The sequence below is a fragment of the Streptomyces sp. NPDC048275 genome, assembly GCF_040652275.1.
Taxonomy (GTDB): Bacteria; Actinomycetota; Actinomycetes; order Streptomycetales; family Streptomycetaceae; genus Streptomyces.
Map to the genome: position 1 here is coordinate 105,820 of NZ_JBEZLR010000005.1, position 14,271 is coordinate 120,090.

Annotated in this window: 14 protein-coding genes and 1 pseudogene; 8 read left to right on the forward strand and 7 right to left on the reverse strand. The window is 70.3% G+C overall.

What is annotated here, in order from left to right; genetic code table 11:
• Positions 1-242: 242 nt before the first annotated feature.
• The 3 genes from AB0D57_RS05445 to AB0D57_RS05455 all read left to right on the forward strand — a co-directional run bounded on the left by AB0D57_RS05445 (position 243) and on the right by AB0D57_RS05455 (position 4,191).
• Complete coding sequence (locus AB0D57_RS05445) at positions 243-1,055, forward strand: class I SAM-dependent methyltransferase (protein ID WP_362067274.1); 813 nt, start codon at positions 243-245, stop codon at positions 1,053-1,055.
• 349 nt (positions 1,056-1,404) lie between these two features.
• Positions 1,405-2,493: an NlpC/P60 family protein gene (locus AB0D57_RS05450; protein ID WP_362067276.1), complete on the forward strand. Its 1,089-nt coding sequence runs from the start codon at positions 1,405-1,407 to the stop codon at positions 2,491-2,493.
• 378 nt (positions 2,494-2,871) lie between these two features.
• Positions 2,872-4,191: a SpoIIE family protein phosphatase gene (locus AB0D57_RS05455; protein WP_362067278.1), complete on the forward strand. Its 1,320-nt coding sequence runs from the start codon at positions 2,872-2,874 to the stop codon at positions 4,189-4,191.
• A 48-nt stretch (positions 4,192-4,239) separates the two neighbouring features.
• Here AB0D57_RS05455 and AB0D57_RS05460 read toward each other — a convergent pair whose 3' ends face one another.
• From AB0D57_RS05460 to AB0D57_RS05470, 3 genes are all read right to left on the reverse strand, one after another.
• A complete protein-coding gene (locus tag AB0D57_RS05460; protein WP_362067280.1) occupies positions 4,240-4,575 on the reverse strand; it encodes a DUF2516 family protein in 336 nt (111 codons plus the stop codon).
• Positions 4,576-4,708: 133 nt separating this feature from the next.
• The gene (locus AB0D57_RS05465) at positions 4,709-5,299 is read right to left on the reverse strand and encodes a hypothetical protein (RefSeq protein WP_362067282.1); all 591 of its coding nucleotides are present in this window, start codon (positions 5,297-5,299) and stop codon (positions 4,709-4,711) included.
• Between the two features lie 156 nt (positions 5,300-5,455).
• On the reverse strand, positions 5,456-5,947 hold the full coding sequence (locus tag AB0D57_RS05470; RefSeq protein ID WP_362067284.1) for a helix-turn-helix transcriptional regulator: 492 nt from the start codon (positions 5,945-5,947) through the stop codon (positions 5,456-5,458).
• A gap of 531 nt (positions 5,948-6,478) precedes the next feature.
• Between AB0D57_RS05470 and AB0D57_RS05475 the strand changes: the two genes are divergently transcribed.
• Positions 6,479-6,898, forward strand: coding sequence for a tautomerase enzyme (locus AB0D57_RS05475; protein WP_362067463.1), 420 nt, complete (start codon positions 6,479-6,481; stop codon positions 6,896-6,898).
• 16 nt (positions 6,899-6,914) lie between these two features.
• Here the strand turns inward: AB0D57_RS05475 and AB0D57_RS05480 are convergent, their stop codons facing one another.
• Positions 6,915-7,505, reverse strand: coding sequence for a TetR/AcrR family transcriptional regulator (locus AB0D57_RS05480; protein WP_362067286.1), 591 nt, complete (start codon positions 7,503-7,505; stop codon positions 6,915-6,917).
• Between the two features lie 116 nt (positions 7,506-7,621).
• Here AB0D57_RS05480 and AB0D57_RS05485 point away from each other — a divergent pair, with 116 nt between their 5' ends.
• The 3 genes and pseudogenes from AB0D57_RS05485 to AB0D57_RS05495 all read left to right on the forward strand — a co-directional run.
• On the forward strand, positions 7,622-8,053 hold the full coding sequence (locus tag AB0D57_RS05485) for a tautomerase family protein (RefSeq protein ID WP_362067288.1): 432 nt from the start codon (positions 7,622-7,624) through the stop codon (positions 8,051-8,053).
• The gene (locus AB0D57_RS05490) at positions 8,046-9,056 is read left to right on the forward strand and encodes an alcohol dehydrogenase catalytic domain-containing protein (RefSeq protein WP_362067290.1); all 1,011 of its coding nucleotides are present in this window, start codon (positions 8,046-8,048) and stop codon (positions 9,054-9,056) included. Before AB0D57_RS05485 ends, AB0D57_RS05490 begins: the two co-directional genes overlap by 8 nt.
• Positions 9,057-9,244: 188 nt before the next feature.
• A pseudogene (locus AB0D57_RS05495) lies at positions 9,245-9,532 on the forward strand (hemerythrin domain-containing protein); the annotation flags it as partial.
• A gap of 189 nt (positions 9,533-9,721) precedes the next feature.
• On the opposite strand, the gene AB0D57_RS05500 reads toward AB0D57_RS05495, so the two are convergent.
• The gene (locus AB0D57_RS05500) at positions 9,722-11,764 is read right to left on the reverse strand and encodes an AAA family ATPase (protein WP_362067292.1); all 2,043 of its coding nucleotides are present in this window, start codon (positions 11,762-11,764) and stop codon (positions 9,722-9,724) included.
• A 104-nt stretch (positions 11,765-11,868) separates the two neighbouring features.
• Entirely contained in the window at positions 11,869-12,489 is a 621-nt protein-coding gene (locus tag AB0D57_RS05505; protein ID WP_362067294.1) for a TetR family transcriptional regulator, read from the reverse strand.
• A 714-nt stretch (positions 12,490-13,203) separates the two neighbouring features.
• Between AB0D57_RS05505 and AB0D57_RS05510 the strand changes: the two genes are divergently transcribed.
• Positions 13,204-13,356, forward strand: coding sequence for a zinc-binding dehydrogenase (locus tag AB0D57_RS05510; protein WP_362067465.1), 153 nt, complete (start codon positions 13,204-13,206; stop codon positions 13,354-13,356).
• Positions 13,357-13,380: 24 nt separating this feature from the next.
• On the opposite strand, the gene AB0D57_RS05515 is transcribed toward AB0D57_RS05510, so the two are convergent.
• Complete coding sequence (locus AB0D57_RS05515; protein ID WP_362067296.1) at positions 13,381-14,232, reverse strand: hypothetical protein; 852 nt, start codon at positions 14,230-14,232, stop codon at positions 13,381-13,383.
• Between the last annotated feature and the right edge of the window lie 39 nt (positions 14,233-14,271).

Genomic DNA, 14,271 nt, shown 5'->3' on the forward strand with positions numbered 1-14,271 from the left:
GGTCGGAGGATGCGCCGCACCCTCCGAGAGGAGGAACGTCGGACTGAGCAGCTCCATTTCCTCTTTGCCGAATGATTACCCTTTGTCGCTCAACCGTTCGATGGAGGGCCGCGTAGGGGCTGCTGGTTTATCCACAGGGGTGTCCGGGGCACGCGCGTGGGTTGTCCACAGGTGTGGCCGCGGGCGGGAGGGTTGTCCACAGGTCCGCTCGCCCTTCCTCGTATCCGCCTACTCTCGTACGCATGACAACCCGCGCAGCGTCCCGCCCCGTGGGAACGGTGACGCGCGGGACCACGAACCCCAACCGCCTGCGCCGCATGGACCGCTGGATCGCGGCCGCCCACGGCGCCGAACTGCGCAGGACCGCCGACCCGGTGGCGGTCGACCTCGGATACGGGGCGGCTCCGTGGACAGCGGTCGAGCTGCTGACCCGCCTGCGCACCACCGCTGCCCGCACGCGCGTGGTGGGAGTGGAGATCGAGCCGGCCCGGGTCGCGGCAGCGCGGCCCTATGAGCGCGAGGGCCTCGTCTTCCGGCACGGCGGCTTCGAGGTTCCGGTGCAGGGCAGACCCTCCCTCATCCGGGCGGCGAACGTGCTGCGGCAGTACGACGAGGAGCAGGTCGCCGCCGTCTGGGAGCGCCTGTGCGCACGCCTCGCCCCGGCGGGGCCCGGATCCCGGGGCGGGCTGCTCGTCGAGGGCACCTGCGACGAGATCGGCCGTCGGCACGTCTGGGTCGCCCTCGGCCCCGAGGGCCCGCGCACGGTCACCTTCGCCACCCGCCTGGGCTCCCTGGACCGCCCGTCGGATCTTGCCGAGCGCCTGCCGAAGGCCCTGATCCACCGCAACATCCCGGGCGAGCCCGTGCACGCGTTCCTGCGCGACTTCGACCGCGCCTGGGCAGCCGCCGCGCCCTACGCCTCGTACGGCGCGCGGCAGCGCTGGATACGCACGGTCCGCGACCTGACGGCCGACTGGCCGATAACCGACGGGCTGACGCGCTGGCGACAGGGCGAAGTCACGGTGCGCTGGCAGGCGTTGGCACCGCGGGTGTGACTCTCGGCCGGGTCCAGCAGTCCTGCGGCGTGCGTGGACGTGATCCGGAAGCGTGAAGCAGGTGGACCCCGGGCGTAACGCGCCGGCGTGAAGTACGTGAAGTACGGGTGAGATGCGCGGGCGCGATGCGCGGGCGTGGCCCACTGACGGTCGGTGACCACCGCGCGCCAGTGACCTGCGAGGGAACGAACTCCGTGACTGGTTCGTCACACTGGCAGGGAGATCGTCTTGTGGAAGGGAGCCCGGGGGAAGGGAGTTCTTGCCCGCCTCTGTCGCATTGCGCGACGGCGTGGCACGATCCCGAGGCGTCCGTAAGTTACTGACGGTAAATCAGTTTGGGGGCGGAGCAATGGGATCCGGCAAGCGGAGCCTGACCACGGCGGCCATCGTCCTGGCCTGTGCCTGCGCGGTGCTGGCAGCACCGGGCGTGGCGTACGCGAGCCCGACACCGACACCCACAGGCGCCGGCACACCGACGCCCACCCCGACAACCACCAAGAGCAGCAAGGACCTTGAGGTGGTCCGCAAGAAGCTGGACGCCCTCTATCACGACGCGGCGGTCGCCACGGACGCGTACAACGCGGCGGAGGAGAAAGCCACGCAGCAGTCCGCCGAGATCGTCGACCTGGCCCGCGAGATCGTCAAGGGGCAGGCGGAGCTGGACAAGCTGAAGGACCTCGCGGGTGCCGCGGCTCGGTCACAGTACCGGGGCGGCGGGTTGCCGCCAGAGGTGCAGCTGTGGCTGAGCGACAACCCTCACGAGTACCTGGCCGGCGCGGACCGGGTACGCCAGGGCGAGCACGCGACCAAGGGCCTGCTCGCCGAGATGACGCGCACGCAGCAGGACTTGGAGCAGTACGCGAAGGACGCCTCCACGCAGTGGAAGAAGCTGGAGGCCAACCGCGAGGCCAAAGCCGAGGCCCAGAAGGAGATCACGAAGCAGATCTCCGCCGCCGAGAAGCTGGAGTCCCAGCTGGAGAAGGCGGAGAGGGAGCGGCTGGCGAAGCTGCAGGAGGAGGCCGCGTACAAGGCGCAGACGGCCTGGCTGAGCTCCGGCGTCCTCTCGGAGATCAACGGCAAGGCGTCCGGGCCGGGCAAGGAGGCCGTGAAGTACGCGACCGACCAGATCGGCAAGCCGTACGAGTGGGGCGCCGAGGGCCCGAAGTCGTACGACTGCTCGGGGCTGACCTCACAGGCCTGGGTCACCGCCGGCCAAGGCATTCCGCGCACCTCGCAGGAGCAGTGGAAGCAGCTCACCCGGGTCGACATCAAGGACATGCGCCCCGGCGACCTGATCATCTACTTCGACGACGCCAGCCATGTCGCGATGTACCTGGGCGACGGCGCGATCGTGCACGCGCCGCGGCCCGGGCGGACGGTGACGATCGCGGGGGCGGGGTCGATGCCGATCCTGGGAGTCGTGCGGCCGGACGCGTGAGGCGTGAGGCGTGGAGTCCGGGCCCGGCCGAGGAGGTCGGGCCCACCTGACAACTGAGGTCGGGCCCGCCCGGCGATCGAGGCCGAGCCCGACCGGCAATTGGGGACATATCGCCGCCTCCGTACGTGACGCACGGCACGTGACCTACCCCACGGCTGCCGGCACCCGTCAACCTCGGGGACGTGACGTTCGTCATTCCCGGCAAACCCGCATCCTGTCCAAGTGCGGTACAGGATGCGGCATATGACGGTGGCCGATTGCCGGACGCCGTGCCGCACGCCATTCCGCAGCGGCGTCCGCTACCGCTATGGTCCCCGTCGGTGGGTCGAGGACCTTCGGCCCCACCACGCCCTCGGGGGGAGGGAAGGAACCCAGACGATGCCCATACCCGTACCGCGGCAGAGAGAGATCCCGGCCGTGGAGAGTGGTCAGGGTCCAGCCGCGTTCTCACCCGTCGGCCCATCCGGAGCCCCAGCCGGAGCAGGATCGGCGCCCGTCGCCGCGGCCCCGGCCGACCACAGCTCCACCAACCTGACCCTGCTGGTCATCGAGGACGACCCGGCAGGTTCGCTGAGCGTGCCCGAAATGCTCGACGCGGCCGGTAAGCCGATCCGCATCCGTACCGCCCGCAACCTCACCGAGGCCGGGCGGCTGCTCACCGACGACGTCCACTGCATCCTGCTCGACCTCGCGCTGCCGACCCCGGGCCGAGCCGCCGAGAGCGACGACGAGCTGGCCACGCTCAAGCACGTGCTGCGGCTCGCCCCCCGGCACGCCGTCCTCGCGCTCACCGCGTCCGGTGACTCCGAGCGCGGCGCGGAGGCGGTGCGCGTCGGTGCCCAGGACTATCTGTTCCGCGACGAGCTGGACGGCCGGCTGCTGAGCCGCGCGATCCGGTACGCGGTGGAACGGAAACGTTCCGACAGGGCCGAGCGACGGCTCACCGAGTCGAGGCTGCGCGCCCAGGAGAACGCCCGCCTGGAGCGCGGCCTGCTGCCGACCCCTCTCCTGGAGGGATCGACGCTGCGGTTCGCCGCGCGCTACCGCCCCGGGCGCTCCCGGGCCCTGCTCGGCGGCGACTTCTACGACACGGTCCGTACGGCCGACGGCACGGTGCACGCCATGATCGGCGACGTCTGCGGGCACGGGCCCGACGAGGCGGCGCTCGGCGTGGAGCTGCGTATCGCGTGGCGCGCGCTGACGTTCGCGGGGCTGTGCGGCGACGATCTGCTCTCGACCCTCCAGCAGGTCCTGGAGCACGAGCGTGAGAACGACGAGATCTTCGCGACGCTGTGCACGGTGGACATCGCGCCGGACGGCCGTCGCGCCGGGCTCTGCCTGGCCGGTCACCCGTCGCCGCTGATAGCGCGCCCCGGCCGCCCCGCCGAGCTACTGCCGTACGAGAACGGTGGCCCGGCGCTCGGCCTGCTGTCCGGCGCCCGCTGGCCACGCCAGCAGGTGGAGCTGGGCGGCGAGTGGAGTCTGATGCTCTACACGGACGGCCTGATCGAGGGCCGCGTCGGCGAGGGCAACCAGCGGCTCGGCCAGGACGGCATGGTGGACATGATCCGCCGTCAGCTCTCTCAGGGCATGGAAGGCGAGCAGCTGCTGCGCGCCGCGGTGAACGAGGTGCGCGAGCTCAACGGTGGGGAACTGACGGACGACGTGGCGGTACTGCTGCTGGACCGGGCGCCGTAACCGCCGTACGCCTGGGAGACCGGGACGGGACGGTCGGCGGTCGCTGGGTCAGCGGCCGCCGTTGTAGGGCCCGTAAGGGCCGTCGCTGCTGCTTCCGCCGCGGCCACGGCCGCCGCCGGAGACCTGACGGAGCGCGGGGCGGACGTCCACGAAGAAGACGATCGTGGCGACCAGGCCGGCGATCTGCAGGAAGATCATCGGGACCAGCAGGTTCACGGCGACCGTGACGCCCAGGATGATCAGCCAGAACATCTTGTTCTGCTTGTCGGCCGCGCGATACGCGTCGTCGCGAGCCACCGCGGCCATCACCAGTGCCACCACGGCGAGCACCAGCATGGCAAGGAAGATCACCGACATGAAGCCGCTGAATGCCGTCAACAGCACTGTGCCCACCGCCCGGGTCGAATCGTCTCTACGGCCACCGTACCCGGAGAACGGGCCGGGAACTCTGAGAGTGCCCGGCCCGTTCTCCTCCACCTAGGACCTGTCCGGTCCTGAGCAGTCTTCTAGATGCGCGTCAGTTCGCGGGCGGCGTCGACTTCTTGGCGACCGGCTTGCGGACCGGGGCGGCCTTCTTCGCCACGGGCTTCTTGGCCGGGGTGGGCTCGGCGGCCGCGGCCGGCTTCTCCTCGCCCTTGACCGCGACGGGCTCCGCCTTCGGCTCGACGGCCACCGCCAGTTCCTCGATTTCCTCGGCGGCCTCGCCGCGCCAGGTCTTCACGGTCTGCTCGCCGTGCTCGGCGACCTTCTCGTAGGTCTCCCGGGCCTTCACGGCGTACTCGGCGGCGACGCCGACACTGCGCAGGGCGATGTCCTGAGCGGACTCACCGAGCTTCTTCAGATCGGTGTCGAGGGTGCTGATGAACTCCGTCACCTTGGTCTGGATGGTCTCCTGCGCCTCCTTGGCGCGGGCGGAGGCCTTCTCCTGGACGGCGTTCGGGTCGATGCTGCGTACGGTCTCGATGCGCGCCGGGGCCTCGGCGCGGATCTGCTCCACCAGGCCGGGGACCTTCTTGGCCTGCTGGACGGCCAGGTCGGCGGTGCCGGCCAGGAAGTACAGCGGGGTCGGGTCCGTGGCGGCCTTGCGGATGTCGTCGGTGATGGCCATGGCGAGGGTCCTCCCGGAGTCGCTTTCAACTGAGGGTTTTGGTGGTCCGCGGCGAGACCGGTCGGTCTGTGGGTGTTGCCGGCGGTACTGATGGTGCAGGCGGTGCAAGTGGTGCAGGTAGTGCTGTTATTGCTCGTCTCATGCTGTTGTTGCTCGTCAACCGGCGGTCTGCTGCGGATCGGCATCGCTGCCGTCGGCCGTGCGGGGGCCGAGGACCACGGTGTCCTGCGGGTGCCGGGTATCCGATATGCCCTGTGCCATGTCCTGCGCCGAGTCGTGCGCCATGTCCTGGGTGATCTCGAACCCGTTCTCCTTGCGGAAGGACTCGTAGATCTGGAGCAGCACCTGCTTCTGCCGCTCGTTCAGCGTGGGATCGGCGAGGAGGACGGCGCGCGTCTCCACCTCGTCCCGGTCCCGCTCGGCGTCGAGGATGCCGGCCCGCACATACAGCGTCTCGGCGGAGATCCGCAGCGCCTTGGCGACCTGCTGCAACACCTCCGCGCTCGGCTTGCGCAGCCCGCGCTCGATCTGGCTCAGATACGGATTGGACACCCCGGCGGCATCGGCGAGCTGGCGCAACGACAGCTGCGCGTTGCGCCGCTGCTCACGCAGATACTCACCGAGATTGCCGACGTTGAGCGATGCCATGCCTCCACCTTGCCGCATCCCTGCTAACAATTGCAAGCACCCGCTTGCAAAAGTGCGCCGCGCCGTGCGCGCGCCCCTATGGGCCCGAGCACGGTAGCTGTCGTGTTTGCAGGACAACTGTCGTGCGGACCCTGACCTGCGTAAACGCACTGTTCCAGGCGCTGGGCGCCACCTCCAGGAGAGGGCTGACGACAAGTACCGTGCGAATCTCCCGACAGGCGTCGTGCAACGCCGGAGGGAACTCGCAGGCCAGAAGGCGCGATGCACGAGAAGTAACGTGCTCCGGCGCACTTCAGCTGGCGGGTCGGCGGGGGCCCCGCCGACCGCCACTGCGGACCGGCTCGGCGGCGCGACGCTCACCCCCGGCGGCACCCTGCACACCGACGGCGACGAGGCGCCCCCCTGCCGCACGCCTGACGCGTTTATGACGCTCGTTATAAACCCCATGCAGGATCACGATATAACGATCGTCATAGGAGGTAGTCGTGACTGTCATCCCCGAAGGGGCGTCTGAGTGTGGAACAGCGCCGCATGCTGGCCGAGACACTGACGGACGCGGTGCTCGTGCCCGAAGTCGGCCAGTTCGCGCCGGCTGCCCGAGTCGGGTTCCAGGTGCACTTCGCGGAGCGCGAGCCGGACATGTTGGCCATCGGCGGTCGGCTGCTGGCGGACGTCGGCCGCGAGGTCGACGTCATAGTGATCGATGTGACGGTGATGGACGGGGACTGGCGCAGGGAGGTCCGGGCCGAGGTCGTCGAACGCGTCCTGGTAGCGCTGACCGACGCCTGCGGACTGCCGGAGCCGTCGCCGACCTGGTGGGTCACCTTCCGGGTCATCGACGAAGGCAGCTGGGGCTCCAGCGGTGGCGTCCTTTCCATCCTCTCCCTCCTCGACAGCGGCGTGTTCACCGACGAGAAGGCGGCGGCGATCCGCGCGGCCATCCGGGCCTGAGCCGAGGCTGCCGCCGTCAGGCCGGACGGTCGAGCGCGCCCTCGATCAACTCCTCGAGCTGCTGGGCGACTCGATCGAGGGGTTGCATGCTGCGCCTGGCCCGGCACATGGCGATCGCACCCTCGACGGACGCCACGACGAGGGTTGCGAGCGCCGGGGCCCGGTCGGGCTCGGCGCCGTGCCGGAGCAGAGCATCAGCGAGCAGCCCTTCCCATTCCTCGAACGCCGCGGCCGCCGCGGTGAGGATCGGCGGCGTCTCGCCGGCAGGGGGCTCTTCGACGGCGACGGCCAGTACGGGGCAGCCGGCGCGGAAGTCACTCTGGACGACGATGGCGCGCCATGCGTCGAGGAAGGCGCGCAGTCCGGCGACCGGGCCCGCGTCGAGTGTTCCGCGCAGGATGCGGGCGACTGATGCACCCGCGTACTGCACCGCCTCGGTGGCCAGTTGCTGCTTACCCTCGGGGAAGTAGTGATACGTCGAGCCGAGCGGCGCCTTGGCGTGTTTGGCCAGCTCCCGGATGCTCGAGGCGTTCAGGCCACGCCTGCTGATCAAGTCGGCCGCACCGGCCACGATGCGCTCGCGCGACGGCGCGCTGGACTTGGCCACGATCGTGCCCCTCTCTGACCCACAACGCTGGCTATAACGCTCGTCATAGTCTAGCGTGAGCTCCGCTTATAACGACTGTCATAGATCTTGTGCACGGAACGAGGGGAGATTTCGTCATGCCGATGATCCGACTCACCGTCCCACCCGGCTCTCTGACCGAGGAGGGCCGCAAGACCGTCCAGCGCGATCTGGCCGCCGTCCTGCTGCGCTGGGAGGGAGCGCCCGACACCGCGTTCTTCCGCGCCCAGGCGTGGAGTTACCTCGTGGAGCTGCCCGAGGGAGCGCAGACCACCGCCGAGGACGACGCGCCCCGCTTCCTCGTGGAGGTGACGGTTCCACAGGGCGCGCTGTCCGAGCGGCGCAAGGCAGGACTGGTCGAGGACGCCACCAAGGTCGTGCTCGAAGCCGCCGGGCTGTCCGGAGCCGACGCGCTGCGTGTGTGGGTGCTGGTCCATGAGCAGCCCGACGGCACCTGGGGCGCGGGCGGTTCGGTCATCCGCTACGCCGACCTCGTGGCCCTGGCGAAGGAGCAGCGGACCGATGCGTGAACTGGTCTACGTCGCCCGGAACACCGTCGTGTGGCGCGAGGCACCCGACCCCCGTATCGAGTCCGATCGGCAGGCAATCGTCGCTCCGGTCGCCGCGACCTCCTGCGACGTCGACACCGCGATCCTGGCCGGACACGGTTTCATCGACCCGCCCTTCGCACTCGGCCATGAGTGCGTGGCCCGGGTTGTCGAGACCGGAGACTCCGTCACCACAGTGGCCCCCGGTGACCTGGTCGTCGTCCCCTGGTCGATCAGCTGCGGCGCCTGCGACAACTGCCGGGCCGGACTGACCGCGCACTGCGCGTCCGTGCCGCACATGGCTATGTACGGCGCCCCGATCGGCGGCAGTTGGGGCGGCCTCTTCTCCGACCTGGTGCGCGTCCCCTGGGCGGATGCCATGCTCGTCCCCCTGCCCGCCGACCTCGACCCGGTCGCCATGGCCTCGGCGAGCGACAACTGGTCCCTGTCCTGGCGGCTGATCGCCCCGCATCTGAAGAACCGGCCCGGGGCCCGCGTCCTGGTCGTCGCCCGCGGCAGTATCGGCCTGTACGTGTGCGACATCGCCCGCGCGCTCGGCGCCTGTGACGTCCTGTACGTCGACCCGGACCCCGAACACCGCAAGCTCGCCGAGAGCTACGGCGCCCGCACGGCCGAGACGTTCGAACCGGTCCGGCACGGCTTCGACATCGCGGTCGAGGCCACCGGCCGCGTCGACCAGCTCGCCCTCGCCGTCAAATCCCTTGCTCCGGAAGGCATCTGCGAGTCCGCCGGCAATCACTTCCGTCCCGGCGAACTGCCCCTGCTCGACATGTACCTCACCGGTGTCACGCTGCGCATCGCCCGCGACAACGTCCGCGCCCACATCCCCGACGCCCTCGACCTCGCCCGCTCCGGCAAGGTCGACCCGGCCCGCATCGTCTCCCATGTCCTGGACTGGGAGCAACTCCCCGACGCACTGCCCGAGAAGCACCTCAAACCCGTCTTCGTACGCGCCGACGCCTGACCGCGTCACGCCCCGACCGAGAAACGCAATGAGCGCACCCTTGACCCGAACTCCGGCGACGAGCCCCGACTCCGCACGACCGACAGGAGAACAACTGGACCACCAGCGGGCGGCGATCGCCGCACTCGGCGACGAACTACGGGCTCTGGTGGACGCCACCGTGCGTACCGCGTCCTCACAACCACCACACCGGGGAGGAGATGGGCATCTTCCGCCTCCTCGCCGACCGCGACCCCGAACTCGCCCCGGCCCTGGACCGGCTGCGCGACGAGCACCAGCGGATCGCCGTACTGGTCGAAGAGCTGCGCCGGGTCGTGGGCGAGGAGCACGCGGACCCGGCCCGCGTGCTCCCGGAGGTGGTACGCCTCACGGACGAGCTCGAAGCCCATCTGACGTATGAGGAAGCGCAGTTGATTCCCGCCCTGGACGCGGCGGCGACCACGACCGCCCGCTGGGCCGAGCGGCGAGCCGACTGATCGGACCGCCCCCGTACGCCTGCCCTGGCCCGATCGCCCACGCCAGGGGCCCTCCGGTCGCGGAGGGCGCCGCGAGCGTCGTCCGGGCGGCGACCTCCCGGACGACGGCCCGACCGGCGGTTCCTTCCGGGACGGGCAACCCCCGGCAAACCAGCAGACCAGCAGACCAGCAGACCAGCAGACCAATGCTCACCAGGGCAGCGGGCGCGCATGCACCACATCCAGCCGCGACACCGCCCTTGTCAGCACCACGTACAACCGGTGCAGCCCGCGCGCCTCCGCCTCCGCGACCGCTGCCGGCTCGACGGCCACGACATGGTCGTACTCGAGCCCCTTGGCGAGGGTGGCGGGCAGCACCGTGACCCGCGCGCCCAGTTCGTCGGGCTCCGCGGTCTCGATCCCCGCGGCATGGAGCGTCTCCCGCAGCCGTACGACCTCCGCGTCGGCCGCGATCACGCCGATGGACCCCTCGTGGGCGAGCGCGCGGCGCACCGCGTCGACGGTGGCGGGCAGTACGTCGGGCACCTCCTCGACCCGCAACTCGCCTTCCCCGCGCAGGGATCGCGGCGGCGGGACGCACACGTCGAGCCGCGCCAGCAGCCGGTTGGCGAGCTCGACGACGGCTCCCGGCACCCGGAACCCGGTCGTCAGCGGCACGACGGCCGCGTCCGGCTTCCCCAGGTGTCCGAGCAGTTCGCTCCAGTCCCGGGCCGCCCACGGTGTGGTGCCCTGCGCGAGGTCCCCAAGTACCGTCAGCGACCCGAAGGACGCCCGGCGCGCGATCGCCCGGCACTCCATCGGTGACAGGTCCTGCGCCTCGTCGACGACCAAGTGGTCGTACCCTTCCGGGTGTTCGATCAGTCCGGCGACCTCGTCGAGGAGGACGAGGTCGGCGGCCGACCACCGCGCCGACTTGTACGAGCGCGGCGGCTTCGCCCACAGGATCGCCTTCTGCTCCTCGGCGTCCAGTACCCCGTCCGCGGCGGCGGCCAGCGCCTCGGCGTCGGCGAGGAGTTCGGCGACGACCTCCTCGGGTCGTACCCGGGGCCAGACCGCGTCGACGTACGCGCTGACCGGCCGGGCCCGGGAGATCTTCTGCGCCCAGGCGTTGCTGCGGGGCCCGGCGCGCCATTCGGCCTGCTCCCGCACGTACCGCACGGCCCGCGTCCGCACGCGCTCACGCCCGACGGCGTACGGAGGCTCTTCGGCGCGTACGCCGTCCACGATGCGCCGGAGTTCGTCGGCCGGGACGCGCCAGCGGTACGAACCGTCCGGTACGGCGAGGGAGTCGGCCTCGCCGCCGACCCTCCCGTACAGGGCCCGGCGCAGCACCTCCGACATCCGCACGTCGTGCTTGACGACGGCGGCGCGCTCGTCGTCCTCGGCCGAGGCCTTGACGAGGTGGCGGGCGATCTCGTCCCCGATCGCCGACTGCCGTACGCCGGTCTCGCCCAGGGCGGGCAGCACCTCCGCGATGTAGGAGAGGAAGGTGCGGTTGGGGCCGAGGATCAGCAGTCCGCCGCGACGGATGCGCTGCGGATAGGTGTAGAGGAGGTACGCGGCCCGGTGCAGGCCGACGGCCGTCTTGCCGGTGCCGGGGGCTCCCTGCACGCAGACGGAGGTGGCGAGGTCTCCTCGTACGAGATCGTCCTGCTCGGGCTGGATGGTGGCCGCGATGTCGCGCATGGGTCCGACGCGAGGGCGTTCGATCTCGCCCGCGAGAATGCGGCTTTCCGACGCTTGGGCGGTGCCGATGTGCTCGTCCTCGAGCGCCGTGAGGTCGGCGGAGTCGCCTCGACTGCCGGGCGCCCAACCGAAGCGGCGGCGGACGGCGACGCCCTGGGGGTCGCGGGCGCTCGCCTGGTAGAAGGCGCGCGAGACGGGGGCTCGCCAGTCGACGACCAGGGGCGGGGCGGCGGGGTGCTCGGTGATGCGCAGGCGTCCGATGCGGTAGCTCTGGCCGGCGTGGTCGCCGGCCGCACGCTCCGCGCGCTCGAAGTCGAGCTTCCCGAAGAACAGCGGGCCTTCGGGGAGTTCGCGCATCTCCTTGGCCTTGCTGCGCAGCCGGCGGCCGAGCACTTCGGCGTCGGCACCGGAGGCGGAGACGTCCTCGCCGGTGACGACCTGTTCCTCGGCGCCCTCGACCATGGCGGCCAGGGCGGCACGGCAGGTGTCGTGGTACGCGCGTTCCTGGGCGAGGGAGCGGGTGAGGGCAGGGTCCGGTGACGTCATTCCGTCAAGAATACCGGAATAATGTGACCGAGTTAATTTACTTACCAAGTAACTTCTGGACGGCTCTCAGATGAGCGGCCACTGAACAACTTCCGGCTCGATGCTCACGCGAACCGCGGAAGCCCGGCCCCGAGCTGAGCGAACGCCCGCTCGGCCGCGACCACGGCATCCCGTCCGACCTCCGTCGCCCGCTCCCCCGCCGCGATCCGGCGCCAGTTCTCCTCGGCGAGGACGCGCCGTACGGCGGTGATCTGTCCGGCGGCGATCCTGGCGTCGAGGTCGCCGCCGAGGGCCTCGGCGAGCGCCGCCTCCGAGCGCTCGAGGTACCCGTAAGCGCGCGCCACGAGCGAGGGGGTCCCGTAGAGCAGCCGGTGGAAGGCGAGGACTGCGGGGTGGTCGTTGAGTCCGGTGACGGGGTCGCACCGGCGCAGGCCGTCCAGGAAGTGCTCGCGGAGGGCCTCGATCACCGACTGCCCTTCCGCGCGGCCGGTGGCGACGCGCGCGGCCTCCGTCTCGTGATCGGCGAACCGGTACAGGACCAGATCCTCCTTGGCCGGGAAGTACCGGAAGAGGGTCGGCTTGGAGATCTCGGCGGCGGCCGCCACCTCCGCGACGGACACGGCGTCGAACCCCTTCTCGAGGAAGAGGCCGATCGCGATGTCGGAGACAGCCTGGTACATCCGCTGCTTCTTGCGCTCACGCAGCCCGATCTCACTCTCACCCATGGCTCCGAGCCTACGCATCGGGCGGGGCCGTCGAGGGCGCGGATGTCGTGCTGGACGGTGTGGGCGATCGCGTGGGTGCCGCCGCCCTGTCGCTGACAGCCGACGGGGGCCGTTTCTCGGCGCACGGCGCGCCGGCGGGTGGCTTCGCCGCCCTCGACCCGGAGGGAGCCGCCCGTCGGAGGATCAGGGTCGTGCGCAGTGCTCCTGATGGCCTGTGCACTTGGTGCGACTGGATATCACGGGATGGTGTCTAATGTGGTGCGATCAGGCTTTTGTGGCACTTTCCAGTGATGGTGCGTCTGTGAGGTGCAGGAGCGTGATGGTGCGCCCGGTAGCGTGCGTGTCACTGCGAGGCCGGTGGGAGCAGCAATCACGATTCCGGTCTCCTTGAGAATCCGCCCCGTGCCCAGGAAAGCGACGCGGGGTCCCCGCCCCGCCCGGGTCCACACCGGAGCGGAAAGCGTCCGGCGGGGCGGATACCCCAGCCTCCGAATCGCCGCAGCCAGCAGCGCCACAGGCGGCAGGTACCGCACACGATGAGCACCCGCACCGCACCCGACGGCGACGGCCCACGGTCCACCGGCAGGCCTCCACACCCCGCCCAGCACAACGGACCGCTTCCCCGCATCCAGGAAAACTCAGGACCGCCCAGGGAACCTCAGCTCATCAGCGACGCTCTTCGGTATCGGGGACGTCCAGTTCACCCCCTCCGACCTGCGTCGCCTCACCTCCGACGCCTTCGCCGAGGCGGCGGCGGGGCGACTGCGGCCCGTGATCGGGGAGGTGTTTCCGCTGGAGCGGGCGGGGGAAGCGCATGCGGCGGTGGAGGAGCGGAGACTGGTGGGGAAGGTGATGCTGGAGGCGTGACAGGGGGCGGTCCGTGGGGCCTGTTCAGGCCGGGTGATCCGGCCGCCAACTCGGCGCCGCCGAGAGACTCCACAGGTCGTCGAGATGCTTGTTCCACGTGGCGACGACGGCTCTGGCGTCGTCGTCTCCCTCCCGGGACCAGACGTTGAGGTCGGTGTGGTAGCCCTTGGGGTCGTAGTACTCGGGTTCCGAACTGCGCGGCACGGTCCTGGCCACCACGTCGTAGAGACCGTGCAGTACCAGTTCCCGGTTGAAGATGCAGATCTTGTCTCTCGGTATACCGGGGTAGAGGCGGTACTCGCACTCCGCCGTCACTCGCCCGACGGTGGTGAGGCGTTCCGCGATCGCCGACAACCTCTCGTCGTACATCTGGCACTGCGCTTCGAGACGCCTGCGGGTATCGGGGTCGTCCTGCGGTGTACCGTCCGGACCCACTCTGGAGGGAACGGTCATCGGCCGCCCGAAGTCCGGGATCAGCACCCGGACGGAAACATGCCTGGTCGGTCCGGGATCGTCGCGGAGACCCTCAAGGAGGCGATACAGCTCGTGGTAGAGCGTCTCACCGGTGTAGCCGAGGAATCTGATCTCCACTGTTCGAGCACGGAACGCCTCACCCACGAAGGTGCCCAGCTCCTGCGACCTGACCTGGCTGCGCGTGGGCAACCGAAGCGACCCTGCCAGGTCCTTCACCGAGTCGTACAGCACATAACCGACCAGGCTGAGTAACGCGCCACCGAGGAACGCCTGGTCCTGCAGGAAGTCTCCGAGCGGTGCGACGAACTGGGCGACCACTTGGGTGACGAAGATGACCAACAGCAGTATCCGGATGAACACCGGCTCATAGCGAGCCTGGAACCGCTGCAGGCGTTCGCCCATGCCGCCATGGGCAGATCTGCCTCCACCGCCGGACATCCG